This window comes from Belnapia moabensis DSM 16746, from assembly GCF_000745835.1.
Classification (GTDB): domain Bacteria; phylum Pseudomonadota; class Alphaproteobacteria; order Acetobacterales; family Acetobacteraceae; genus Belnapia; species Belnapia moabensis.
Window position 1 is genome coordinate 169,108 of sequence record NZ_JQKB01000001.1, and the last position, 23,061, is coordinate 192,168.

General features: G+C 69.5%; 21 protein-coding genes and 1 tRNA gene. 9 read left to right on the forward strand and 13 right to left on the reverse strand.

Going from position 1 to position 23,061, the window contains the following annotated elements; all coding sequences use genetic code 11:
• Nucleotides 1–91 precede the first annotated feature (91 nt).
• The gene (locus EP26_RS00795) at nucleotides 92–517 is read right to left on the reverse strand and encodes a CoA-binding protein (protein WP_043334561.1); all 426 of its coding nucleotides are present in this window, start codon (nucleotides 515–517) and stop codon (nucleotides 92–94) included.
• Between the two features lie 58 nt (nucleotides 518–575).
• Here EP26_RS00795 and EP26_RS00800 point away from each other — a divergent pair.
• Nucleotides 576–648: transfer RNA gene (locus EP26_RS00800), tRNA-Ile, on the forward strand.
• Between the two features lie 4 nt (nucleotides 649–652).
• Here EP26_RS00800 and EP26_RS00805 read toward each other — a convergent pair.
• Genes EP26_RS00805 through EP26_RS00820 form a run of 4 tightly spaced genes read right to left on the reverse strand, consistent with a single transcriptional unit; the run spans nucleotide 653 to nucleotide 4,321 of the window.
• Nucleotides 653–1,498 carry an efflux RND transporter periplasmic adaptor subunit gene (locus tag EP26_RS00805; RefSeq protein ID WP_043334563.1) on the reverse strand — a complete coding sequence of 282 codons (846 nt, stop codon included), beginning with the start codon at nucleotides 1,496–1,498 and terminating at the stop codon, nucleotides 653–655.
• Nucleotides 1,495–1,704 (reverse strand): DUF1656 domain-containing protein, encoded by a 210-nt coding sequence (locus EP26_RS00810; RefSeq protein WP_043334566.1) that lies wholly within the window; start codon nucleotides 1,702–1,704, stop codon nucleotides 1,495–1,497. The genes EP26_RS00805 and EP26_RS00810 overlap by 4 nt, the downstream gene beginning before the upstream one ends.
• Nucleotides 1,701–3,704 (reverse strand): FUSC family protein, encoded by a 2,004-nt coding sequence (locus EP26_RS00815; protein WP_043334568.1) that lies wholly within the window; start codon nucleotides 3,702–3,704, stop codon nucleotides 1,701–1,703. Before EP26_RS00815 ends, EP26_RS00810 begins: the two co-directional genes overlap by 4 nt.
• Nucleotides 3,705–3,748: 44 nt before the next feature.
• A complete protein-coding gene (locus EP26_RS00820) occupies nucleotides 3,749–4,321 on the reverse strand; it encodes a carboxymuconolactone decarboxylase family protein (RefSeq protein ID WP_043334570.1) in 573 nt (190 codons plus the stop codon).
• A gap of 162 nt (nucleotides 4,322–4,483) precedes the next feature.
• Here EP26_RS00820 and ettA point away from each other — a divergent pair, with 162 nt between their 5' ends.
• Both ettA and EP26_RS00830 read left to right on the forward strand, forming a co-directional pair.
• The gene (ettA, locus tag EP26_RS00825) at nucleotides 4,484–6,163 is read left to right on the forward strand and encodes an energy-dependent translational throttle protein EttA (RefSeq protein WP_043334572.1); all 1,680 of its coding nucleotides are present in this window, start codon (nucleotides 4,484–4,486) and stop codon (nucleotides 6,161–6,163) included.
• Between the two features lie 8 nt (nucleotides 6,164–6,171).
• The gene (locus EP26_RS00830) at nucleotides 6,172–6,696 is read left to right on the forward strand and encodes a GNAT family N-acetyltransferase (RefSeq protein WP_043334574.1); all 525 of its coding nucleotides are present in this window, start codon (nucleotides 6,172–6,174) and stop codon (nucleotides 6,694–6,696) included.
• Nucleotides 6,697–6,729: 33 nt separating this feature from the next.
• Here EP26_RS00830 and EP26_RS00835 read toward each other — a convergent pair whose 3' ends face one another.
• Together EP26_RS00835 and EP26_RS00840 are read right to left on the reverse strand one after the other, a co-directional pair.
• Nucleotides 6,730–7,368 carry an MlaC/ttg2D family ABC transporter substrate-binding protein gene (locus tag EP26_RS00835; RefSeq protein WP_043334747.1) on the reverse strand — a complete coding sequence of 213 codons (639 nt, stop codon included), beginning with the start codon at nucleotides 7,366–7,368 and terminating at the stop codon, nucleotides 6,730–6,732.
• Nucleotides 7,369–7,392: 24 nt separating this feature from the next.
• Nucleotides 7,393–8,211, reverse strand: coding sequence for an MlaA family lipoprotein (locus EP26_RS00840; protein WP_052388637.1), 819 nt, complete (start codon nucleotides 8,209–8,211; stop codon nucleotides 7,393–7,395).
• Nucleotides 8,212–8,412: 201 nt separating this feature from the next.
• On the opposite strand from EP26_RS00840, the gene metF reads away from it, so the two are divergent.
• On the forward strand, nucleotides 8,413–9,369 hold the full coding sequence (metF, locus tag EP26_RS00845; RefSeq protein ID WP_043334577.1) for a methylenetetrahydrofolate reductase [NAD(P)H]: 957 nt from the start codon (nucleotides 8,413–8,415) through the stop codon (nucleotides 9,367–9,369).
• Here the strand turns inward: metF and EP26_RS00850 are convergent.
• Nucleotides 9,356–10,324, reverse strand: a complete 969-nt coding sequence (locus EP26_RS00850; RefSeq protein ID WP_043334578.1) for a Bug family tripartite tricarboxylate transporter substrate binding protein — start codon at nucleotides 10,322–10,324, stop codon at nucleotides 9,356–9,358. The genes metF and EP26_RS00850 overlap by 14 nt on opposite strands.
• On the opposite strand from EP26_RS00850, the gene EP26_RS00855 reads away from it, so the two are divergent.
• Both EP26_RS00855 and EP26_RS32900 read left to right on the forward strand, forming a co-directional pair.
• Nucleotides 10,323–11,255: a phytanoyl-CoA dioxygenase family protein gene (locus tag EP26_RS00855; RefSeq protein ID WP_245624254.1), complete on the forward strand. Its 933-nt coding sequence runs from the start codon at nucleotides 10,323–10,325 to the stop codon at nucleotides 11,253–11,255. The genes EP26_RS00850 and EP26_RS00855 overlap by 2 nt on opposite strands.
• 53 nt (nucleotides 11,256–11,308) lie before the next feature.
• Entirely contained in the window at nucleotides 11,309–11,788 is a 480-nt protein-coding gene (locus EP26_RS32900) for a DUF2171 domain-containing protein (protein ID WP_084112237.1), read from the forward strand.
• 38 nt (nucleotides 11,789–11,826) lie between these two features.
• Here the strand turns inward: EP26_RS32900 and EP26_RS38030 are convergent, their stop codons facing one another.
• Together EP26_RS38030 and EP26_RS00870 are read right to left on the reverse strand one after the other, a co-directional pair.
• The gene (locus EP26_RS38030) at nucleotides 11,827–13,695 is read right to left on the reverse strand and encodes a carbohydrate-binding domain-containing protein (protein WP_052388638.1); all 1,869 of its coding nucleotides are present in this window, start codon (nucleotides 13,693–13,695) and stop codon (nucleotides 11,827–11,829) included.
• An 18-nt stretch (nucleotides 13,696–13,713) separates the two neighbouring features.
• The gene (locus EP26_RS00870; RefSeq protein ID WP_157033362.1) at nucleotides 13,714–14,034 is read right to left on the reverse strand and encodes a calcium-binding protein; all 321 of its coding nucleotides are present in this window, start codon (nucleotides 14,032–14,034) and stop codon (nucleotides 13,714–13,716) included.
• A gap of 269 nt (nucleotides 14,035–14,303) precedes the next feature.
• Here EP26_RS00870 and EP26_RS00875 point away from each other — a divergent pair, with 269 nt between their 5' ends.
• Both EP26_RS00875 and EP26_RS00880 read left to right on the forward strand, forming a co-directional pair.
• On the forward strand, nucleotides 14,304–16,523 hold the full coding sequence (locus tag EP26_RS00875; RefSeq protein WP_043334583.1) for an ATP-dependent helicase: 2,220 nt from the start codon (nucleotides 14,304–14,306) through the stop codon (nucleotides 16,521–16,523).
• On the forward strand, nucleotides 16,523–17,410 hold the full coding sequence (locus tag EP26_RS00880; protein ID WP_043334585.1) for a 50S ribosomal protein L11 methyltransferase: 888 nt from the start codon (nucleotides 16,523–16,525) through the stop codon (nucleotides 17,408–17,410). The genes EP26_RS00875 and EP26_RS00880 overlap by 1 nt, the downstream gene beginning before the upstream one ends.
• 14 nt (nucleotides 17,411–17,424) lie before the next feature.
• Here the strand turns inward: EP26_RS00880 and EP26_RS00885 are convergent, their stop codons facing one another.
• Nucleotides 17,425–17,703, reverse strand: coding sequence for a DUF1127 domain-containing protein (locus EP26_RS00885; protein ID WP_043334586.1), 279 nt, complete (start codon nucleotides 17,701–17,703; stop codon nucleotides 17,425–17,427).
• A 173-nt stretch (nucleotides 17,704–17,876) separates the two neighbouring features.
• On the opposite strand from EP26_RS00885, the gene EP26_RS00890 reads away from it, so the two are divergent.
• Nucleotides 17,877–19,649 (forward strand): aminopeptidase P family protein, encoded by a 1,773-nt coding sequence (locus tag EP26_RS00890; protein ID WP_043334587.1) that lies wholly within the window; start codon nucleotides 17,877–17,879, stop codon nucleotides 19,647–19,649.
• Here EP26_RS00890 and EP26_RS00895 read toward each other — a convergent pair.
• Together EP26_RS00895 and ligA are read right to left on the reverse strand one after the other, a co-directional pair.
• Nucleotides 19,642–20,847, reverse strand: a complete 1,206-nt coding sequence (locus EP26_RS00895) for a hypothetical protein (RefSeq protein ID WP_043334588.1) — start codon at nucleotides 20,845–20,847, stop codon at nucleotides 19,642–19,644. The two genes, EP26_RS00890 and EP26_RS00895, sit on opposite strands and share 8 nt — an antisense overlap.
• 58 nt (nucleotides 20,848–20,905) lie before the next feature.
• Entirely contained in the window at nucleotides 20,906–23,059 is a 2,154-nt protein-coding gene (gene ligA / locus EP26_RS00900; RefSeq protein WP_052388653.1) for an NAD-dependent DNA ligase LigA, read from the reverse strand.
• Nucleotides 23,060–23,061 lie beyond the last annotated feature (2 nt).

Genomic DNA, 23,061 nt, shown 5'->3' on the forward strand with positions numbered 1-23,061 from the left:
CTGGCCCCGTCCCGGCAGCCGCCGCCCTGTTGCCGGGCTGGTCCGGCCCTCGGTGCCGTAACCGGCGAAGTGGCCCGGCAACCGAACCGTTTCAAGCGGCAGCGATGCGTCCCGGCAGGCCGAGCCGCCGCCACTCGATCACCGGGCAGCGATCCTGCACGAAGCGCAGCCCCGCTGCCCGCGCCCGCTCGCCGGCCGCGTCATCGCGCACGTCAAGCTGCAACCAGACGCTGCGGGCGCCGAGGCGAATCGCCTCGTCCACCACCGCCCCCGCCTCCTCGCTGCGGCGGAAGACATCAACCATGTCGAGCGACCCGGCCGCCTCCAGGCTCGGCGCCACCGCGGCCCCATGCAGCACCCCGCCGGCGAGGCCGGGATTGACCGGCGTCACCGTGTAGCCGCGCTCCACGAGGAAGCCGGCAACTCCGTAGCTCGGCCGCTCCGGCCGCGCCGAGGCGCCGACCACGGCGATGCGTCTGGTGGTCATCAGGATGTCGCGGATATCATCGTCGCTCATGGACCTCGCCTCCGGTGCTTGCCTTCCGCCGCGCCGCCCGGCATTCCTCACCGGGCGAGGGCCTGTAGCTCAATGGTCAGAGCGGACCGCTCATAACGGTTTGGTTGCAGGTTCGAGTCCTGCCGGGCCCATCGCTCATTGACCGATACTCACCGTCGCCGTCCGTCCCGGCAACAGCCGCACCCCCTGCGGCACGCTGTCGATGGCGATCCGCACCGGCACCCGCTGGGCCAGCCGCACCCAGCTGAAGGTCGGGTTGACGGTGGCCAGCAGGTTGGGCCCGGCCGCCCGGTCGCGGTCCTCGATGCCGCCGGCGATGCTGGCGACATGGCCGCGGATATCCGCCCACTCCCCCATCAGCCTCACCTGCGCCGGGGCGCCCGGGGCAATTCGCGGCAGCTTGGTCTCCTCGAAATACCCCTCGATGCGGATGGTGTCCCGGTCCACCAGCGCCAGCACCGCTCGTCCTGCCGTCACGTAATCCCCCGGCCGCAGCTCCAGGTTGGTCACAGTCCCACTGACCGGCGCCATGACCCGTGACCGCTCTAGGTTGAGCCGCGCCACGTCCCGCTCGGCGATCGCCTGGGCATAGGCCGCCGCCGCCTGGTTGGCATCCGAAACCGCCCGCTCCTGCGTCTGCACCGAGACCACGCTCTGGTCCAGCCGCGTCACTCGCCGGGCATCCCGCTGCAACTGCTGCAAGGCCTCCCAACGGGCTTGCGCCGCCGCATCCGCCTGCTGCACCGCCAGCTCGAAGCGCGCCCGGTCTATCTCGAAGAGCAGCGTCCCCCGCTCCACCACTTGGTTGTCCTGCACCGCGACGGTTGCGACCAGTCCCGAGACATCCGGCGTGACGCCGACCACATCCGCCCGCACCCGCCCGTCCCGCGTCCAGGGCGCCAGGATGTAGTAGTCCCAGAGCTGCCAGCCGACGAGGCCAGCGAGTGCTACGGCGAGCAGGGTCAGGGCAAGGCGCTTCATGAACCGATCCCATGGACCAACGCGACGATACCGCCGAGCAGAATGAGGAAGAGCGCCGCATCGAAGAGCGGTGCATGCCAGACATGCCGGTAAAGGCCGGCCCATCGCAGCCCGCGCCGGACCAGCGCCGCCAGCATCAGCGCCAGCACCACCCAGGCAAGCAGCGCCGGGACGAAGACGCCGAGGATGTCGATTTCCGCGATCATGCCGCCTGCGCCACCGGCCCCGGCAGCGCCGGCGGCGCCGCCTCCGGGAACAGCGCCATGCGCAGCCCGGTGAGCGCCAGCGCCGCCGCCCGTGCCGACGTATCGACCCGCTGGAAGGTGGCGAGCAACGCCGCATCGATCCGCGCCAGCGCCGCCTCCACGGGCACGCTGCCGCGGACCATCCCGGCGGTTGCCGCAATCGCCGCCTCCACCGACCGTTGTTCCGCCGCCGCCAGCACCGGCGCCACCGCACGCAACCGCAGCAGGTTGAAGGCAGCCCGCAGCTCCGCCAGCTCCCGCCGGCCCATCGCCGCGGCATCCGCTGCGCCGAGCCGGGCCGAGAGCGCCTCGAACCGGTCGAGCATGGCGGCGGCGATGCGGCGCAGATCGGCTGTCTGCCGACCCTCGGCCAGCCGCACCAGGTCGCGCCTATCGGCCTCCACCAGCCTTTCCACCCGCCAGGCGACGCCCGCCCCGCGGACCAGGCGGGTCACTGTCAGCGCCACGCCGAAGCCGAGCATCATGGCGATCCCGCCCTCGAGGAAGCTGTCGAACTCCGCCCCATAGGTCGATTGCAAGGCGAGCAGCGCGAAGCCATTGATGGCGACGGGCGCCATCCGCGGCTGCAGGGCTGGCATCGCCAGCAGCGCCCCGACCGGCAAGTAGAGCGTCCCCAGAACCAGAACGAGCGGCACGAAGCCATCCACCATCGGCAGCACAGCGAAGAGCATCAGGCCCGCCAACGCCACGGCGATGGCGGTGCCCTCCATGAAGCGCAGGATGGCCGGCGCCGGATCGTCGAGCTGGGCGAAGAGGCTCGCTCCGACCGCCGCCATCATCGCCGCCGTCGCCCCGCCCGGCCAGCCGACGAGGACCCAGAAGGCACAGCAGAGCAACACCGCGAGCGCCGCGGCGAGGCCCGACAGCCCGACCAGCAGCGGGTCGGCATGGCCCGGCAGCCCGGCCGGCGCCGCTGGCACCCGTCCCGCATGCTTCGATGCGATGCGCGCCGCATGGGCCTGGCAGGCCACCCAGGTCGCCAGCAACTCCCGCAGCCGAGCGAGCAAGCCCTCGCGCAGCAGGCCCGGCCAGCCGCCCTCCGCCGCGGCCTCCCGCTCCGCCGCGGCAAGCCGCTCGTCGAGCGAGCGCTGTTCGGCCTGGCCGATCCGTGTCCCGATCGCCGCCGTCACTTCCCGCAGCAGCGGCTCGGCGCGGGCTAGGCCGGCCGGGTCGGTCGCCCGCAGCCCCGCCACCCGGTCCGCCGCCGAACTCGCCAGCACCGGCATCCGCCGCGCCTCGCCTCGCAGCACCGGCAGCCAGCGCAGCGCCGCCCGTCCGCCATCCTCATACCGCGCCTGCTGGAACAGCGTGTCGAGCGCCGTCCCGCCAATCGCCAGCCGCCGCCGGTCCTCGGCCAGGTTCGGCAGCTCTCCGCGCAAGGCATCGGCGGTGAGGCGCGCGACCGCCGCCGTCCAGGTCTCCAGCTGCCGCAGCAGCCGTGGCGTCGCCGGGTTCGGCAGCAGCACCGAATGCAGCGCCCAGGCGCAGGCGATGCCGAGCCCGATCTCCTCCACCCGGAGAAGCGCGGTGGTGAAGATCGCATCCGGCGCATCCACCGCCGGGAAGCCGATGATCGCCGCCGTATAACCCGCCAGCATGAAGCCGTAGCTGCGCGGCGTCGTATCGAGCAGCGCCGCGGCTAGGCAGGCCCCCACCCAGAGCGTCATGGCGAGCACCAGCAGCGGCGGAGCATTGACTAGGTTCGGCACCGCCAGCACCGCGAAAGCCGCCCCGGCGAAGGTTCCGCCCAGCCGCCAGATACCCTTGGCCCGCAACGCCCCCGCCGAAGGCTGTGCCGTCACGTAAACGGTTGTCGCCGCCCAATAGGGCCGCTCCAGCCCGGTGCCGAAGGCGATGAAGAGCGCAAGGGCCGCCGCGGCGAAGGTGACGAGGGAGAACAGCCACTCCCGCCGTCTAGGCAGCCATTGCTCCAAAGCCATCCCTCCGCGCTGCCAGGCCGGCAACGCGGCGTGGATGGCGCGGTTCAGCTCCGCTCCGCCTCCGGCACCGGTACGTCGAAGCCGTTCAGCGTCACCGAGACCATGCAGTAGAGCCCGACCAGGTAGATCAGCTCGGCCGCTCCATGCTGGCCGAACGCCTCCACCGCCTGCTTGTAGCTCAGCGCCGGCAGCACTCCGCCATTCACCAGGGCGGAGGCGATGTCATAGGCGATGGCCTGGTCGCGCGGCAGGTCGCTCGGCCGCTGGCCGGCGACGATGGTCGCCAGCGTGTCGTCGGCGAGGCCGCGCTGCTCGGCGGCGATGACATGCGCGTAGATTTCGTAGGCCGAGTGGAAATGCGCCCCCGTGACGAGGATGGCGATCTCCCGCACCGGCTTCGGCAGGCTCGTGGAGAAGGAGAGCGCCTTGGTCAGCTCCCAGATCGGCCCGCCGAATTGTGGCTCGTGCAGCCAGGGATTCCACGGGCCGAGCAGCGCACCATCCTCGTCGATGGTAGCGAAACCCTTGAAATTCTTCTCGATGCCGGCACGCATATCGGCATAGAGCGGCTTTTGCTCCTCGGTCAGGCTGTCAGGCTTCATCAAGGGAAGGCGCATGGCCGGATCCTTTCGGTTGTGGCGCCTGAACGCGGCCGGGGAGCCGGCGCCGCTTGGCATCGCGTTGATCGGGGCGCGGACCGTCCCATGCCCGGGCGCCGCTTTCAATCACCGGCCCCCTTCGCTAGAACCACGACCAAACGCCCCCTCAGGACCGATGCCATGGCCTCCTACCAGTACGCCTATGTGATGAAAGACCTGACCAAGTCCTATCCGGGCGGACGCGAGGTCTTCAAAGGCATCACCCTCTCCTTCTTGCCGGATGTGAAGATCGGTGTGCTCGGCCCGAACGGCGCCGGCAAGTCGACGCTGATGCGCATCATGGCGGGGCAGGACAAGGAGTTCGGCGGCGAGGCCTGGGCGGCCGAGGGCGTGCGCGTCGGCTACCTGCCGCAGGAGCCGCATCTCGACCCGGACCTGACCGTCGGCGAGAACGTCATGCTCGCGTTCAAGGAGATGAAGGCGCATCTCGATCGTTTCAACGAGATCTCGCTCGCCTTCGGCGAGGAGATGTCGGACGACAAGATGAACGAGCTGCTGGCCGAGCAGGCCGACCTGCAGGAGAAGATCGACGCCGGCAGCGGCTGGGAGATCGACCGCACCGTCGAGATCGCGCTCGACGCGCTGCGCTGCCCGCCGGCCGAGAGCCCGGTGACCACCCTCTCGGGCGGCGAGCGCCGCCGCGTGGCGCTCTGCAAGCTCCTGCTCGAGAAGCCCGAGATGCTGCTGCTCGACGAGCCGACCAACCACCTCGATGCCGAGAGCGTCTCCTGGCTCGAGAAGACGCTGCGCGACTATACAGGCGCCGTGCTGATCGTCACCCACGACCGCTACTTCCTCGACAACGTCACCAACTGGATTCTCGAGGTTGATCGCGGCCGGGGCATCCCCTACCAGGGCAACTACTCCGCCTACCTTGAGCAGAAGCGCAAGCGCCTCGCCCAGGAGGAGAAGGAGGAGAGCACCCGCCAGCGCCAGCTCGCCGAGGAGCAGGAATGGATCGGCCGCAGCCCCTCCGCTCGCCAGGCGAAGTCCAAGGCCCGCATCCAGGCCTATGAGGAGCTGCTGGCCCGGAGCCTGGACAGGGCCCCTGACCCGACCGAGATCCAGATCCCGCCGGCCCCGCGCCTGGGCAACACCGTCATCGTCGCCGATGCTATCCGCAAGGGCTTCGGCAACCGGCTGCTGATCGACAACCTGTCCTTCAAGCTGCCACCGGGCGGCATCGTCGGCGTCATCGGCCCGAACGGCGCCGGCAAGACCACGCTGTTCAAGATGATCACCGGCGTCGACAAACCGGACAGCGGCACGATGACGGTCGGCGAGAGCGTCCAGCTTGGCTATGTCGACCAGAGCCGCGACAGCCTGGACGACAAAAAGACCGTCTGGCAGGAAATCTCCGACGGCCAGGACCAGATCGTCATGGGCAAGCGCTCCGTGCCGAGCCGCGCCTATTGCGCCGCCTTCAACTTCAAGGGCGGCGACCAGCAGAAGCCGGTCGGCGTGCTCTCGGGCGGCGAGCGCAACCGCGTGCATCTCGCCAAGATGCTGAAGAACCCGCACAACGTGCTGCTGCTCGACGAGCCGACCAACGACCTCGACGTCGACACGCTCCGCGCGCTGGAGGAGGCGCTGGCCGATTTCGCCGGCTGCGCCGTCATCATCAGCCACGATCGCTGGTTCCTCGACCGCCTTGCGACGCATATCCTCGCCTTCGAGGGCGACAGCCATGTCGAGTGGTTCGAGGGCAACTTCCAGGCCTATGAGGCCGATAAGCGACGCCGCCTCGGCGCCGCGGCCGACCAGCCGCACCGGATCAAGTACCGCCCGCTGACACGGTAGGGGCGGCCATGGGCCATGCGCATCCCGTGCCGATGCCGGCACGGCTGGTCCGCACCGCGCGGCTGACCCTCGCGCCGCCGGGCAAGGAGAACCTGCCGGACCTTGTCCGGCTGAAAGGCGACCCGCGCGTCTTCGAGCTGATGCTGCACGGCATCCGCACCTCGGAGATGACCCGGGCCGAACTGGAGGACGACATCGCCTTCTGGTCCCAGCGCGGCTATGGGACATGGTGCGTCTTCCACACCGAGAGCGGCGAGTTCCTCGGCATCTCCGGCCTGATGGAGCGCCCGGACGGGCGCGGCATCGCGCTCCGCTTTGCCCTCTGGCCGGAATGCCGCGGCCATGGCTATGCGCGGGAGGCGGCGAAGGCCGGGCTCGAATTCGGCCATCGCGCCGGCCTCGCCCGCATCATCGCCGTCGCCTGGGAGAACAACCAAGCCTCCCGCCATGTGCTCGCGGATATCGGCATGGCGGAATGCGACGCCTTCGACTACCGCGATCGCCACATGATCGTCTACGAAAGCCTTAGGTAGCAGCCCGAGGGGAACAACCTCGGGCCGTCCTGTTCAGCGCCCCTGCTCGCGCTGCGCGAGCTGCTGGATCTGCCCGCGCATCGCCGTCAGCAGCGCGGCAACGGAACCGTTGTTGCGCTGGATCACGCTGGAATACTCGCTTCGCTGAGTAAGCCGCAGCGAGGTCCCCTCGGCGATCACATCGACGATCTTCGGCTGTCCGTTGATTTCCGCCACGCGCCAGTCGAGCGAGAAGGGCGCCGTGTTCGGCCGCTCGATGACGGTGTTGACCAGCACGTCGTCCTCGGTGCGCTGCTGCGTCCGGCCGAGCGCGAAGCGCACCCCCTGGTATTCGCCGAAGCGGGCTGAGAGGTTGCGGATCAGTGTCTCCTCGAAGAGCTTCAGGTACTCCTGCTGCTCCTGTGGCGAGGCCTGGCGCCACCAGCGGCCGAGTATGAAGCGGCCGACGCTCTCCACATCCACGGCACGGCGCAGGACGGCGGCAACACGCTGCCGGCGGGCGGCGATGTCGCGCGTCTGGTCGTTGACCGCCGCCACCAGCTCCTGGCCGGTGGACTGGATGAAGTTGGCGGCGCGGCCGATATCTGCCTGGGCCATCGCCGGCCCGGCCAAACCTGCCACGGTGAGGAAGAGGGCCGTGCCAAGCAGGGCACGGCGGTCGAGGTCATGCATGGTCATCTGTCTCCCGGACCGGCCTTACCTGCGCTGCTGGTCCATGCCGGTGCCAACGCCGAATCCCGTACTGGTTGCCGCCGCGGGCGCAACCTCTCCCGCATTGCTGATCTCGGCGGCACGACGCTGGCGATAGGCGCTGCGCAGGGTGGAATACGAGTCGAGCGAGGTGCGGTTCACGTCGTCGATGGTGTCGATCAGGCTCTCGCGGGTATCGACCACGGTCATGCCGGCACGGCCATAGACCAGCCCGTCGACCACCGCGCCCTGGCCGAACCAGCTCAGCGGGTCGGAGACGATGCCGAGGCCGAAGCCCACCAAGTCGCGCGGGTTGGAGGGACCAATCACGGGTATGAACAGGTAGGGCCCTTCGCCGACGCCCCAGCGCGCGAGCGTCTGGCCGTAATCCTCGGCATGGCCCCGCACCCCGAACCAGCTCTCGGCGACATCGAAGATGCCGGCGACGCCCAGCGTCGAGTTGATGACGAAGCGCCCGAGCGTGTCGCCGGCCCGGCGCGGCTCGCCCTGCAGCATGTCGTTCGCCAGGATCACCGGCGTCCGCAGGTTGCCGAGCACGTTGCGGACCCCTGACCGCACCGGCTGCGGCACCACGGCGCGGTAGCCGACCGCCACCGGGCGCAGCGCATACTGGTCAATCGCCTGGTGCACGGCGTAAAGCCGCCGGTTGGTCGGCTCCGCCGGATCGTTGGTCTGCTGGTAGTCGGCGAGCGCCTCCGGGTCGGAGGCCGGCGGCCGCGTGGCGCAGCCGGCCAGCAGCACGGCCGCCAGCAGCGGGGCGGCAAGGGCAGCCCGGGAAAGGCGGGATCTGATCGGCTGACGCATCGGTCCGGTTGCCCTCGTCGGTCTTGGCATGGTTGCGGAGAAGATAGGGATTCATCGGCAGGATGCCATGCATCCCCATGCCGTGCCGATAGGCCCACTGCTTAGATGATTGTAGCACTGGTTGGTGTAACCGATAACGCCCCAAACCGTTTCCGTGTATTGCGCTTGCGAAGGTGATCGGCAATGGGCAGATAACCCGCCATGGATCACGCCCTTCCCGAAGTTCCGCCGCAGGGGACCCTGCAACGCTGGTTGACCGGACCTCGTTTCGGCGGGCTGCCGAACTTCGCGGACATGCCGCCGCCCAAGCTCTCCTTTGAATTCTTCCCGCCGAAGACCGAGGCGCTCGAGGCCCAGCTCTGGTCCTGCATCCGCCGGCTGGAGCCGCTGCGCCCGTGCTTCGTCTCCGTTACTTATGGCGCCGGCGGCACCACCCAGGCCCGCACCCACGCGACCGTGGCCCGCATCGTGCGGGAGACGAGCCTGACGCCGGCCGCCCATCTCACCTGCGTCGGCGCCTCCCGCGGCGAGGTGGACGATGTCGCGCGTGCCTACTGGGATGCCGGGGTGCGGCACATCGTGGCCCTGCGCGGCGACCCGCCGGCCGGCGCCGAGCGCTACGAGGCGCATCCGGAAGGCTATGCCTATGCCGCCGACCTGGTGGCCGGCCTCGCCCGCATCGCCCCCTTCGAGATCAGCGTCGCCGCCTATCCGGAGACGCACCCGACGGCACTCTCCTCCGACCACGACCTCGACAACCTGAAGCGGAAGATCGATGCCGGGGCGACGCGGGCGATCACCCAGTACTTCTTCGACAGCGATGTCTTCCTTCGCTTCCTCGATCGCTGCGCCGCGGCCGGCATCACCCTGCCGATCGTCCCCGGCATCATGCCGGTCTCCAATTTCAACCAGATGAAAAAATTCTCCGCCATGTGCGGCGCCGGCGTGCCCGCCTGGATGGGTCGGCTCTTCGAGGGGCTGGACGAGGATCCAGAGACGCGTCGGATGGTCTCCGTGGTCCTCGCGGCCGAGCAGGTCCGCCTGCTCCAGGCCAATGGCGTTGACGAGTTCCACTTCTACACGCTGAACCGGCCGGACCTGGTCTACGCCATCGCCCATATCCTGGGCGCCCGGCCGCAGCCCGTCACTCCACCCTGATCCCCTCGGCGCGGATGAGGTCCCCCATCCGCTGACGCTGATCGGCGAAGAAGGCGCCGAACTCGTCCGGCCCGCTGCCGACCGGGATCATGCCGATCTCGCCGAGGCGCTTCACCGCCGCCGGGTCCCGCATCCCGGCCGCCGCGGCCTCGGCCAGCCGGTTGACCGCCAGCTCCGGCGTCCCCCGCGGCGCGTAGAAGCCGAGCCAGTCATAGATGTCGAAGCTGGGGAAACCCTGCTCGGCAACGGTCGGCACGGAAGGCAGGTTCACCAGCCGTTCCTTGGTGCTGACGGCAATGCCCCGCAGCCGCCCCTCGATCACCAGTGGCGCCGCTTGCGGCAGGGTGGAAAAGACGAATTCCGCATCCCCGGCCAGGATTCCCGCCACCGAGGCCGCCCCGCCCCGGTAGGAGACATGGTTAGCCGTGACCCCCGCCTGCCGCAGCAGCATCGCCGGCGCCAGATGCGTCGCCGTCCCGGTGCCGGAAGAGGCATAGGGAATCTGCCCCGGTGCCGTCCGCAGCCGCGCCAGCAGCCCCTGCAGGTCCTTGGCCGGGTGGTCCGGCCGCACGACGCAGATCAGCGGCGACTTCACCATCTGGCTGATCGGCAGCAGCGCCGTGGCGAAATCATAGGGCAGCCCAGGAATCAGCGGGTTGTTCACCGCCCCCGCCGCCGTATCGGCCAGCGCCGTGTAGCCATCCGGCGCCGCCTGGGCGACGACCCCGGCCCCGACCGAGCCGCTCGCCCCCGCCCGGTTCTCCAGCACCACCGGCTGGCCCAGCACCTGCTGCATCGCGGGCGCCGCCAGCCGCATCGGGATATCCGCCCCGCCCCCCGGCGGCCAGGAGATGACGATACGCACCGGCCTGATTGGCCATGCCTCGGCGCGGGCCAGATGCGGCAGGGCGAGCGCCGCCGCCAGCAGCGGGCGGCGGGGGATGCGATGCGGCATGGCGAACCTCCCTTGGGCTTTGGCGCTCATCCTGCCGCCAAGCGCCGCAGCCCGAAAGGCTTTGGGCGCCGGCCGCGTCTGGGCCTACACTCCGCGCAACGCCAAGGAGGAAATGGCGATGCAGCAGCAAGGCCCGCTGAGCGCGGAACAACTCCGCCAATTCGAGGAGGAGGGCTGGCTCTTCCTCCCCGAGACCTTCAGTCCCGAGGAGGTCGCCGTCCTCGCCCGCGAGGCGGAGGCGATCTATGCCGAGAACCGCCCGGAGATCTGGCGGGAGAAATCCGGCGCCCCGCGCACCGCCTTCGCCGCCCATACCTTCAACGAGGTATTTCGCCTGCTCGGCGCCCATCCGCGGCTGATCGGCCCGGTGGAGCAGATCTTCGGCGAGCGGCTCTACATGCATCAGTTCAAGATCAACGCGAAGGCCGCCTTCACCGGCGATGTCTGGCAATGGCACCAGGATTACGGCACCTGGAAGCGCGATGACGGCATGCCCGAACCTCGCGCCATGAACATCGCCGTCTTCCTCGACGAGGTAATGCCGATCAACGGCCCCCTAATGCTGATCCCCCGCAGTCAGGCGCATGGCACGCTCGAGGCCGGCCACGACACCAGCACCACCTCCTACCCGCTCTGGACCCTCGATGACGCGATGGTGACCCGGTTGGTGCAGGAGGGCGGTATCGTCGCACCCACCGGCAAGCCGGGCGGAGTGCTGATGTTCCACGGCAACCTCGTCCATGGCTCCGCGCCAAACATCACCCCTTATCCGCGGAAGATCGTCTACCTGACGCTCAACGCCGTCTCGAACCACATCCGCACCCCGACCCGGCCGGACTGGATCGCCCACCGCGACTTCACCCCGATCGACCCGGTCCCGGCCGAGGCGCTGACCGACTACGCAAGGCGCTGGAAGCAGGCCGCCGAATAGGCATCCCCGCCGGCTCTCGCCCGTTGCTGCCTCCGACAACAGAGGAGGCAGCGATGTCAGGCTCCGGCGAGATTCGCCCGCATATGGAAGTGGTTGGCGCCGATGGCGTGCACGTCGGCACCGTGGACGGGCTGGAGCGTGGTGCGATCAAGCTGACGCGCCAGGACGACCCCGACGGCACCGGCCGGCACCATCACCACATCCCGCTCGGCGCCATTCGCATGATCGAGGGCGACCGGGTCTGGCTCACCATGCCGGCCGGCCAAGCCCGCGCCATGGCCGTCGGTGGCCAGTCGCCGGAGGATATGGAGGAGGGCAGCGCCGCCACCGACGAGGCCGGCATCGCCCGCCCGGACCGCACCGGCGTTTCGCCGATGGAGGGCGGCGCCACCGGCAACATCCATGGCGGCGGCACCATGGCGCCGAACGGCGGCGGGGCAGGGGGCACCGCCGCCTACAGCCAGGGCAGTGGCGGCGGCATCGCCCATGACCCGAACATGGACCCGAGCGGCCGCGGCGACCCGGATCTGTAAGCCGACGGGGCCGCTACGCGGCGGCCCCGCCTCATTCCTCAGCCGTGCCACTCATAGACGCGGACGAAATCGACCATGATGTCGTAGCGTCCCGGCGCATCCGCCCCTGGCACGCCGCCATACCAGGTGTCGCTCGGCGCCCCGACATGGCCCTGGAGCCCGACCGTCATCTTCATGCTCGGGATGTTCTGCGTGAAGGTATGGATCGCCTGGCCGTCGACAGTCATCGTCACCCGGTCCGGCGTCCATTCCAGCCCGTAGACATGCCATTGGGTCAGGTCGACGTCGTAGTTGTGGCTCTCGAAGACATCGCCGCCGGTCACCGGATCGGGCCAGTGCTGGGTGACCATCCCATCGCCTTTCGGCGTCTCGAGGATGTCGAGCTCCGGCGGCCAGACCCCGTTCGCCGCCGGCCAGAGCAGGAAGCATGGACCCATCCCCGTCACCTCGGCGCTCATCTTCGCCATGATCTCCACCTTGCCATAGGTGAAGGCGAAGCCCGGGTTCCACTGGTTCGGCGTGGTCGAAAGGCCGCCCGTCGCCCAGCTTCCATCGGCCATCCTGGTGATGCCGATGTCGAGCATCCCGTTGCCGACGCTGACCTGCGAGTTGTCCCAGCGGAAGGCGTTGTTCCAGTAGGTCGAGCCGCCATAGCTGATTGGCCACTTCGTCGGGTCGACCCGCGTGCCGCTGAACTCGTCCTGAAAGATGAGCCCGCCGAACTCGTCCGAACCGCTGGAAGGCGCGTAGGTCCAGGGCGGATCGACCAAGGTGTTCATCCAGGCATCGGTGACGCCGGCCAGCATCACCGTATCGCCCGTGCCCGGCCCGTAATGCACCAGCGTACCGCTGACGCCGTTGACCGTCGCCGCCTCCTGCCAGACCGCGAAGGTCCCGTCTGTGGCGATGGAAAGCCGGTCCTCGCCCGGCTTGAAGTCGGTGATGACGTCGGCGCCGTCGCCCGGCTTGAGGACGAAGACGTCGGCCCCGGCGCCACCGGTCAGGGTGTCGTTGCCGAGACCGCCGGTGATGGTGTCGTTGCCAAGATCGCCGTTGATCGTGTCCGCGCCGAACTTACCGGTCAGCACGTCGTTGTCCGCTGTGCCGGTGAGGTTGAGGTTGTCGGACGGCGGTGGCGCCTCGAAGAAGGAGAAGCTTTTCATCCCTGTCGAGGTCAGGTTGAGGCTGGAATCCGCGACCTCCTGCCCGGCATAGGTCGCGCCGCCGACATAGAGGTTGCGGTCCTGCGCCAGCGACCCGCCCCAGCCGTCATTGAGGAAATTGACCTCGACCTTGTGGATGCCCGCCGCCCAGTCGCCCTTTAGGGTCAGCGTGTCGTACTGGCCGGAGCTGCGCAGCGCAGAGGCGGTGAAGGTGCCGCCGATCTGCACGCCGTCCACCTTCACCGTGTACTGCGCGCTGCCGCTCCAGGCATCCTGATTGATCTTCAGCACTAGGCTGTCCGGTCCCGTCCCGGCAGTGAGCAACCTGGGTGGGAAAGGATCCGCCGGCGGCTGTTCCGTGAAGGAGAAGCTTTGCACCCCGGAGCGTCCGAGGTTGAGCGCCGCGCCGCTGACCGCCAGCCCGGCATAGGCGGCGCTTTCGACGTAGAGGTTGCGGTCGGTGTCGCTTGTCCCGCCCCAGCCATCGTTGAGGAAGTTGACCTCTACCTTGTGGGTGCCGGCTGCCCAGTCTCCCTTCAAGGTCAGGGTGTCGACCTGCCCCGAGCCGCGCAAGGCGGAGGCGGTGAAGGTGCCGCCGATCTGCACGCCGTCCACCTTCACGGTGTACTGCGCGCTGCCCTGCCACTGGTCCTGGGTGATCTTCAGCACCAGGCTGTCCGGCCCCGTCCCTGCGGTGAGGGAGACCGGGTTGAACACCGTCTGCGCCTTGTTCGCCGCCGGCACCAGCGCCGGGTTGGTCAGCTATTCCAGCTTGAGGTTGGTGATCCCGGCCAGGAAAATAGAATCGCTCCAGGAACCATTATACACGATGCTGGTCCCGTAGATGCCGTTAACGGTGGTCTGGTACACCCAGGGGTTGTAGGTGCCGCTGGCAATGGACAGCCGGTCCACCCCAAGCTGGAAGTCGTTGATGATGTCCGCCCCATCACCGGTCTTGAACGTGAAGAGGTCTGCCCCGGCCCCGCCAGTCATCAGATCGGCACCCGTGCCGCCGGTGATGGTGTCGAGCCCCGCTGCACCCTTCAATGTGTCTTTGCCGGAGGTACCTGTGATGACGGGCATGGGAAATCTCGCTGTGACAACCGGGGAGCGCCTCTCGGTTCCCTTATGCAACCCCGAGTTGATGTTACCGTCAAACTAAAACCCCGTGAACTGCAACTAATCCGCGTGAGTTGCATCAAGCTCTGGCGAGGATGCGCCTGCCAGCGCCAGCCGCACCCAGCCCGTCCGGCGGTCCCGTGCCATGGAGCCCGGACGAGGCGAGGGGGCAGGCAAGGGCAGGGAGTGCCGATGCGGTTGGAGAGGTTCGTCGAAGGTTCTATAGCTGAGGGGTGTCCGCACCACTCCCCACCCCCGCATCCTCCGGCGACGACTACCTCGCCCGCCTCAACCCCGAGCAGCGGGAGGCGGTCGAGACCCTCGACGGCCCAGTGCTGATCCTGGCCGGCGCCGGCACCGGCAAGACCCGCGTGTTGACCACGCGCTTCGCCCATCTGCTGAAATCCGGCCGCGCCTGGCCAGGCCAGGTCCTCGCCGTCACCTTCACCAACAAGGCGGCGCGGGAGATGCGCGAGCGCGTTTCCGCCATCCTTGGTCAGCCCGCCGAGGGCCTCTGGCTCGGCACCTTCCACGCCCTCTGCGCGCGGATGCTTCGCCGCCATGCGGAGTTCGTCGGCCTCACCAGCGGCTTCACCATCCTCGACACCGACGACCAGATGCGCCTGCTGAAGCAGGTGATGGAGGCCGCCGGTATCGATTTGAAGCGCTGGCCCGCCCAGGGGCTCATGGGCCAGATTCAGCGCTGGAAGGACCGCGGCCTCGCCCCCGACCGCGTGACGCCGGCCGAGGACACCGACTACGCCGCGGGCAAAGCGCGTGGCCTCTACGCCGCCTACCAGTCCCGCCTGCGCGACCTCAATTGCTGCGACTTCGGCGACCTGATGCTGCATGTGACGGAGATCTTCCGCACCCGGCCGGAGGTGCTGGCGGACTGGCAGCGGCGCCTGCGCTACATCCTGGTCGACGAGTACCAGGACACCAACCTCGTCCAGTACTACTGGCTCCGCCTGCTGGCGCAGTCGCACCGCAACATCTGCTGCGTCGGCGACGACGACCAGTCGATCTATTCCTGGCGCGGCGCCGAGATCGAGAACATCCTCCGTTTCGAGAAGGACTTCCCGAACGCCAAGGTCGTCCGCCTCGAGAGCAACTACCGCTCGACCAAGCCGATCCTGGCGGCGGCCTCTCATCTTATTGCCCACAATAGCGGCCGCCTCGGCAAGACGCTGCGCGCCGGCCGCAACGATGCCGAAGGCGACAAGGTCCGCGTCGTCTCGCTCTGGGACTCCGAAGAGGAGGCTCGCATGGTCGGCGAGCGGATCGAGGCTTTCAAGCGCAGCGGCCACAAGCTGGCGGAGATCGCCATCTTGGTCCGCGCCGGCTTCCAGACCCGCGCCTTCGAGGAGCGTCTGATCACCCTCGGCCTGCCCTACCGCGTCATCGGCGGGCTCAAATTCTACGAGCGCGCCGAAATCCGCGATGCCATGGCCTATCTCCGCGTCCTCGCACAGCCGGCCGACGATCTGGCCTTCGAGCGCATCGTCAACACGCCGAAGCGCGGCCTCGGCGACACGGCGATGCGCCGCATGCACGAGATCGCCCGCGCTGAGAGCATCCCGCTCGCAGCCGCCGCGCATCGCCTGCTGCCGAACCTCACCGCCAAGCCCCGCGCCGCCCTCGGCGAGCTGTTGCACGGCTTCGCCCGCTGGCGCGAGGGGCTGTCGAAGGAAGGCCATGTCGTCGTCGCCGCGACGCTGCTCGACGAGAGCGGCTACACCGAAATGTGGAAGCAGGACAAATCGCCCGAGGCTCCCGGCCGGCTCGAGAACCTGAAGGAGTTCATCCGCGCCCTCGGCGAATTCGAAAGCCTCGCCGGCTTCCTCGAACACGTCGCCCTGGTGATGGAGAACGACGAGAATTCGGACGGCGACCGCCTTTCGCTGATGACGCTGCACGCGGCGAAAGGCCTTGAGTTCGACACCGTCTTCCTCCCCGGCTGGGAGGAGGGCCTCTTCCCCCACTCCCGCGCCATGGAAGAGGGCGGCGAGAAGGGCCTCGAGGAGGAGCGCCGCCTCGCTTACGTGGGCATCACCCGCGCCCGCAAGCAGGCCATCATCTCCGCCGCCGCCAACCGACGCATCTACGGCAACTGGTCCGCCTCCGTCCCCAGCCGCTTCCTCGACGAACTGCCGGCCGCCCATATCCAGCGCGAGGGCAGCGCCAGCATGGCCCGCCAGCGCGTGGCGGAGATGCCCTCCGTCTTCACCGGCGCCGGTGGCCTGCAATCCCGCAAGCCGCGGGTGATCGAGGCCGGCGCCTGGGAAGTCCAGTCACGCCCCTCCCACGCCCAGCCGCTGAAACCCGGTGAGCGCGTCTTCCACAAGAAATTCGGCTATGGCCGGGTGACGGCGGTGGACGACAACCGCGTCGAGGTCGATTTCGAGAAGTCGGACCCCAAGCGGGTGCTCGACAGCTTCCTGGAGCGTGCCTGATGCTCTCCCGCCGCCGCGCCGAGCCGCTCGAGCTGCTCACCATCGAGGGCCTGCCCGAGCCCGCCCTCCCGACCTTCGAGGCGGCGCTGCAGACCGTCTGCGCGACCGTCGCCTATTTCCGCGAGGAGCCGGCCGAGACTTGGCGCATCGAGGGTGTCCGCGAGGCCGGCGCCCGGGATGACGAACTCGCTGGCGCCCTGGCCCTCGCCGCCCTGGTCACCGGCATCGACCCGCCAACGCTGCAGGCCGGCCCGATCGAGGCCGAAGGCTGGCTCGCCCGCACACTCCAGAGTTTCCCCGAGGCGCCAATCGGCCGCCGCTTTCTGATCCGCCCGACCCACCTGCCGAACCCGCGGGAGTATGGTCGCATCGTCCTGCGTCTTGATGCCGGCCTCGCCTTCGGCAGCGGCGAGCACGCCTCGACCCAGGGCTGCCTTATGGCTTTCGAGGGGATGGCGCATCGCCGCCCGCGCCGGATGCTCGATCTCGGCACCGGCTCGGCGATCCTCGCCCTGGCCGCAGCGAAATGGTTGAAGCGCCCCGTCCTTGCGACCGATATCGACCCCTGGTCGGTCCGCGTCGCGGCGGAGAATGCGGCGCTGAACGGGGTGCAGCGCCTGCTGCATCCGCGCCTGGCGGATGGCTGGAAAAGCCGGGCGATGCAGGCCCGGCGCTATGACCTGATCTTCGCCAATATCCTGGCGCGGCCGCTCTGCGCCATGGCGCATGAGCTGGCGGCGCATCTGGCCCCAGGCGGCACCGCCATCCTCGCCGGGCTGCTCGGCAGCCAGGCGCGGCTGGTGCTGGCGGCACATCGCCGCCAGGGCCTCAGGCTGGAGCGGCGCATCGATATCGGCGCCTGGACCACGCTGGTCCTGCGCCGGTAGCGATGCCTCCTGCCTTAGCGCTTCAGCTCGCCGCGGACGACGCTATCGAGATCGCCGCGGGTCAGGCCGATATCGGTCAGCTCGCGCTCGGAGAGCGAGGCCAGCTCGGCGCGCAGCCGGGCCCGGGCCGGCCAACCGACGATCGCATCGGCGATCCGCGCCAGGCCGCGCAGCAGGGCCGCCTGGTTCGCGCGGCCAGCCGCCTCGCGAAGCGAAGCGATCTGCTCGGCGGCGGGGTTGCGGGGCAGGGGGAGGAGCAGGGCTGCCTCCGCCTTGGTCATGCGGGCGTCCATTGTCTGGGTTCCAATCCTTGCGAGGCGGTCTTTCCCGTCTCGCTTCGCACTGCAGCAATTAGGCACGAAAGCAGATTGTTGCCCGTGCGAAGAGCACAGCAGAGCCATGCGACTGGCGCAGGCCTTTCTGAAATACCCTGCATTTTTGCTTTACCAATTCGTGAGGACTGCCGATGACCCCCGCCGAACGCCTCGCCGCCCTCCGCGCCGAACTCGCCCGCGCCGGGGTCGATGGCTTCCTCATCCCCCGCGCCGACGAATATCTCGGCGAGTACGTCCCCCCTTCCGGCGAGCGCCTCGCCTGGCTCACCGGCTTCACCGGCAGCGCCGGCCTCGCCGTGGTGCTGATGGACCGCGCCGCCCTCTTCACCGATGGCCGCTACACCACCCAGGCGGCCCAGCAGACCGACACGGCACTCTGGGAGCAGCGCCACATCACCGAGCAGCCCGCCGCCGACTGGCTCGCCGAGCACGCCGCTGGCAAGCGGATCGGCTACGACCCCTGGCTCCACTCTGAAGGTGCCCTGGCCCGCCTCGAGCGCCCCGGCCTCACCTTCGTCCCTCTGTCGGCCAACCCGCTCGACGCCATCTGGACCGATCGCCCCGCCCCGCCCATGGCCGAGGCCCGCCCGCACCCGCTGCGCTATGCCGGCGTCGCTGCCTCGGAAAAACGCGCCGCCGCCGCCGAGGCCCTCCGCACCGCCGGCGAGGACGCCGCCGTACTCGCCGACCCCCACTCCCTCGCTTGGCTACTGAACATCCGCGGCGGCGACCTCGACCACACCCCGCTCGCCCTCGGCTTCACCCTGCTGCGCGCCGATGCCTCGACCGAGTTTTACATGGATCCGGCGAAGGTCCCCGCCGAGACCCGCGCCCATCTCGGCAATGACGTCGTGGTCCGCCCTCGCACCGAGCTTCCTGCCGCCCTGGCTGGCCTTGCAGGGAAGGCGGTCCGCCTCGACCCGGAGGCGACGCCCGCCTGGTTCGCCGCCCGCCTGCGCGAGGTCGGCGCCACCATCGCTCCGGGAGACGATCCCTGCCGCCTGCCGCGCGCCTGCAAGAACACGGTGGAGCGGGAAGGTGCCCGCAGCGCCCACAGGCGGGATGCGGTGGCGCTCGCCCGCTTCCTCGCCTGGTTCGCCGCCGCTGCACCCAAGGGCCGCGAGACGGAGATGAGCGCCGCCGAGCGCCTGCTTGCCTTCCGCCGAGAGGTGCCGCTCTTCCAGGCCGAGAGCTTCCCCGCCATCAGCGGCGCCGGCGAGAACGGTGCCGTCATCCATTACCGCGCGACGCCGGAAACCAACCGCCCCATCCGCCCGGACGAATGCTACCTGACCGACAGCGGTGCCCAGTTCCTCGACGGCACCACCGATGTGACGCGCACGCTCTGGACCGGTCCCGGTCCGGCGCCCCAGGCGCTTCGCGCCCGCTACACCCGCGTCCTTCAGGGCCATGTCGCGCTGGCCACGCTGCGCTTCCCAAAAGGTGTCGCCGGGCCGCATATCGACGCCATCGCCCGCCGCGCCCTCTGGCAGGCCGGGCTCGACTTCGACCATGGCACCGGCCACGGTGTCGGCAGCTTCCTCTCGGTGCATGAGGGGCCCGCCTCCATCAGCCGCGCAGCGAAGCCCGTTCCGCTCGCTGCCGGGATGATCCTGTCTGACGAACCCGGCTACTACCTCCCCGGCCAGTACGGCATCCGCATCGAGAACCTGCTCCTCGTCCGTGACGCCGAGCCTCAGCCCGACCAGGTGAAGCCCTTCCTCGAATTCGAGACCCTGACCCTCGCCCCCTATGCCCGCGCCCTGATCGAATCTGCCCTGCTTTCACCCGCCGAGCGCGACTGGATCGACGCCTACCACGCCCGCGTCCTCGCCCTGATCGCCCCTGGCTGCGACGCCGCCACCGCAGCCTGGCTGGAGGAGGCCTGCAGCCCGCTCAGCTGACCCCGGCGAGGCTCCGCGTCCCCGTCACCTCGCCGCCATTGGCCCGGTTGTCGAAGACGAAGCTCACCCGCCCAGGCGTGTAGTTGCGGATGGTGATGGAGTCGCCCCCGCCCGGCATGGTGAGGGTGAGGTCCGTGCCGGTGAGCGTCGCCGTCACATCCCCCGGCCCGAAGCCCTGCAGCACCAGCGCGGCATGGGCGCTGCCATGTCCTGGCTCGCTTGCGGCCGGCAACTCCATGCGGAATCCGCTCCAGTCATCGAGGCCGACCGTCTGCGCCTCGATTAGCCCGCTCTCGTCGCCGATCACCGGCCGCGAACCGCCCTGCCGCAGGCCGCTCTCGAGGGGCGGCAGGACGATCTCATCCACCCCGTCGCCCGGCCGGTAGAGCAGCGTCGAGAGCTCCGCATTGCCGAGATAGACGGTATCCTTGCCCGTCCCCGCATTCACCCATTGCGCCCCGCTGACGGTGTCGTTGCCGGCACCGGAGGAGACGGTCGTCCCCATCCCCTGCACCGCGATCACGTCGCTGCCCTTGCCGCTGCGGACCGTGCCGTAATGCCCGGTGACGGTCGCCATGTTGTCGCCATCGCCAAGGTCGATGTCGCTGAAATCCCCGAAGCGCGCCGAAACCTGATCATCCCCCGCCCCGGCATCAAGGCTGAGCCGCCCCGTCGTCTCAGCCGCGATCAGGTCCTTCCCGCCGCCCGTGCTGACGCGCAGCGAGGCCGGCTGCGCCCGGTCCGCGACCAGCGCATAGGCGCTGATGAGATTGTCGCCGGCCGCCGCCTTGACTTCCACCATCGCTCCACCCGCCGGGGCGATGGCCGCGCTCGAAGTGACGCTCCCCGTCGAGGCGGGGTCGACCTCCACCCCCGCGATCGCTGGTGGCCCCTTGCTGCCCGATACCGCCGTGACCGTCCCCGCCCCGCTGAGCGTCCCCGATCCCGGCGCGGTCAGCCTGATTCCCGGCGGCCCATAGACCTGCGGCGCCGAAGGCTGCGCCTGCCCGCCATTCATCGCCTGGATCAGGCCCAGCAGCAGCCGCGCCTGCGCCGACAACTCGACGCTGTCCTGCGTCCGTCCGCCGGCCGCGGGTGGCGTGGCGGCTGGGCCGCCAGCATTGCCGCCGGCTGTGCCTGGCATTGCCCGGGTATAGGCCTGTCTGGCCCAGAGGCTGAGGTCTGCTGCGGTGAGCATGGCCTTGCGATGCGTTTTGCTCGCCCAGCATGGCCCTGCGAGGATTAAGGAAGGGTTCTCACCCGAACCCCGCCATCTCCCGCCATTCCGCCTCGCTCAGCACGCGGAGGCCGAGCTCCGCCGCCTTCTTCGCCTTGCTGCCCGCATCCGCGCCGACCACGACGAAATCCGTCCGCGCCGAGACGCTCTTCGTCACCTTGGCGCCCAGCGTCTCCGCCCGCGCCTCCGCCTCAGGCCGCGTCATCGTCTCGAGCGTGCCGGTGAAGACCAGCGTCTTGCCGGCGAAGGGGCTGTCCGCCGCCGCGCTCGCCACAGGCACCGGCACCACCTCCCGCACCAGGTCGTCGAGCGCCGCCAGGTTGCGCGGCTCGTCGAAGAAATCGACCAGCTCCTGCGCGATCGCCGGCCCGATTCCCTGAATGGAGCCCAGCTCCTCCCTGGCCTCGGAGCCGATGATGCGCGCCGCAAGCATCCGCTCCCGCCACTCGGGGAAGGTGCCGTAATGCCGCGCCAGCAGCTTCGCATTCGCCTCGCCGATGCGCCTGATGCCGAGCGCGAAGATGAAGCGGTCGAAAGGTGGCGCCCGCCGCGCCTCGATGGCGGCGAGCAGGTTCGAGACTTTCTTCGACTCCTCGCCCCGCTTCGAGCGTGCCCCCCAACCCTCCCAGCCCCGCATCCGCTCCGCATGCTCCGCGAGGCGGAAGATATCCGCGGGGCCCTTGACCAGCCCCTCGTCGTGCAGCGTCTGGATGTTTTCTTCGCCGAGCCCCTCGATGTCCATCGCATTGCGCGCGACGAAATGCTTCAGCCGCTCGACGGTCTGTGCCGGGCAGATCAGCCCGCCGGTGCAGCGCTTCACCACCTCGCCCGGCGGCCGCACCGCATGGCTGCCGCAGGCCGGGCAGCGCTCGGGGAAGGCGAAGGGCTCGGCGCCCGCGGGCCTTTTCTCCAGCACGACCGAGACGATCTGCGGGATCACGTCGCCCGCCCGCTGCAGCACGACGGTGTCGCCGATCCGCACATCCTTGCGCGCGATCTCGTCCTCGTTGTGCAGTGTCGCATGCTGCACCATGACGCCGCCGACATTGACCGGCTGCATCACCGCCCGCGGCGTCAGCGCCCCCGTCCGACCGACCTGGATCTCGATCCTGAGCAGCGTCGTCGTCGCCCGCTCCGCCGGAAATTTCCACGCCACCGCCCAGCGGGGTGCCCGCCCGACAAAGCCGAGCCGCCCCTGCCAGTCCAGCCGGTCGAGCTTGTAGACGACGCCGTCGATATCGTAGTCGAGCCGGGCCCGCTCCGTGCCCATGCGCGCCTGGAACTCGGCCGCCGCATGCTCGTCCGGCAGCGGCGCCGAGAGCGGATTGACACGGAAGCCCCAGCGCTTCAGCGCCTCCAGGTAGCCGGAATGCGTCTCCGCCACCGGCGTGCTCGATGCGCCCTGGGCATAGGCGAAGAACTGCAAGGGCCGCCGCGCCGTCACCTCCGGGTCGAGCTGCCGGAGCGAGCCTGCCGCCGCATTGCGCGGATTGGCGGGTATGCGGATCTCCGGTCCCACCTTCTCGCCGCGTGCGCGCCTCTGCTCCCGCTCCTCGGCCAGCCTCGCCTGCTCGTCGCGGAAGGCGATGAAGTCGGCCTTCGCCATGAAGACCTCACCACGGATCTCGATCCGCGCCGGCGCATCCGGCCCGAGCCGCCGCGGCAGCTCGCCCTCGCGCAGCGTCTCGAGGTTGCGGGTGATGTCCTCGCCTTGCGTGCCATCGCCCCGCGTCGCGCCGCGGACGAAGACGCCGTTCTCATAGGTCAGGTTGACCGAGAGCCCGTCGATCTTCGGCTCGCCGACGAAGCGCAGCACCTCTTCCTGCGGCAAGCCGAGGAAGCGCCGGATGGTCCGCGTGAACTCGGCGAATTCCTCCGGGTTGAAGACGTTGTCGAGGCTCAGCATCGGCGTGCCGTGCCGCGCCTTGGCGAAGCCCGCCGCCGGCGCCGCGCCCGGTGCCGCCTCGCTCGGGCTGTCGGCGCGCTTCAGCTCCGGAAAGCGCGCCTCGATCGCCGCATTGCGCCGCCGCAGCGCATCGTACTCGGCATCGGTGATCTCGGGCGCATCGTTCTGGTGATAGGCAATGTCGGCCGCCGCGATCTCGGCCGCCAGCGCCGCGAGCTCGGCAGCGGCTTCCCCCTCCGTCAGCTTCTCGGGCGGCAGGTTGCGCAGAC

Bases quoted from the DNA above. Each gene is read 5' to 3' on its own strand.
- EP26_RS00795 (WP_043334561.1), bottom strand. From the start codon at position 517: ATGAGCGACGATGATATCCGCGACATCCTGATGACCACCAGACGCATC.
- EP26_RS00805 (WP_043334563.1), bottom strand. From the start codon at position 1,498: ATGAAGCGCCTTGCCCTGACCCTGCTCGCCGTAGCACTCGCTGGCCTC.
- EP26_RS00810 (WP_043334566.1), bottom strand. From the start codon at position 1,704: ATGATCGCGGAAATCGACATCCTCGGCGTCTTCGTCCCGGCGCTGCTT.
- EP26_RS00815 (WP_043334568.1), bottom strand. From the start codon at position 3,704: ATGGCTTTGGAGCAATGGCTGCCTAGACGGCGGGAGTGGCTGTTCTCC.
- EP26_RS00820 (WP_043334570.1), bottom strand. From the start codon at position 4,321: ATGCGCCTTCCCTTGATGAAGCCTGACAGCCTGACCGAGGAGCAAAAG.
- ettA (WP_043334572.1), top strand. From the start codon at position 4,484: ATGGCCTCCTACCAGTACGCCTATGTGATGAAAGACCTGACCAAGTCC.
- EP26_RS00830 (WP_043334574.1), top strand. From the start codon at position 6,172: ATGGGCCATGCGCATCCCGTGCCGATGCCGGCACGGCTGGTCCGCACC.
- EP26_RS00835 (WP_043334747.1), bottom strand. From the start codon at position 7,368: ATGCATGACCTCGACCGCCGTGCCCTGCTTGGCACGGCCCTCTTCCTC.
- EP26_RS00840 (WP_052388637.1), bottom strand. From the start codon at position 8,211: ATGCGTCAGCCGATCAGATCCCGCCTTTCCCGGGCTGCCCTTGCCGCC.
- metF (WP_043334577.1), top strand. From the start codon at position 8,413: ATGGATCACGCCCTTCCCGAAGTTCCGCCGCAGGGGACCCTGCAACGC.
- EP26_RS00855 (WP_245624254.1), top strand. From the start codon at position 10,323: ATGGCGAACCTCCCTTGGGCTTTGGCGCTCATCCTGCCGCCAAGCGCC.
- EP26_RS00850 (WP_043334578.1), bottom strand. From the start codon at position 10,324: ATGCCGCATCGCATCCCCCGCCGCCCGCTGCTGGCGGCGGCGCTCGCC.
- EP26_RS32900 (WP_084112237.1), top strand. From the start codon at position 11,309: ATGTCAGGCTCCGGCGAGATTCGCCCGCATATGGAAGTGGTTGGCGCC.
- EP26_RS00870 (WP_157033362.1), bottom strand. From the start codon at position 14,034: ATGCCCGTCATCACAGGTACCTCCGGCAAAGACACATTGAAGGGTGCA.
- EP26_RS00880 (WP_043334585.1), top strand. From the start codon at position 16,523: ATGCTCTCCCGCCGCCGCGCCGAGCCGCTCGAGCTGCTCACCATCGAG.
- EP26_RS00885 (WP_043334586.1), bottom strand. From the start codon at position 17,703: ATGGACGCCCGCATGACCAAGGCGGAGGCAGCCCTGCTCCTCCCCCTG.
- EP26_RS00890 (WP_043334587.1), top strand. From the start codon at position 17,877: ATGACCCCCGCCGAACGCCTCGCCGCCCTCCGCGCCGAACTCGCCCGC.
- EP26_RS00895 (WP_043334588.1), bottom strand. From the start codon at position 20,847: ATGCTCACCGCAGCAGACCTCAGCCTCTGGGCCAGACAGGCCTATACC.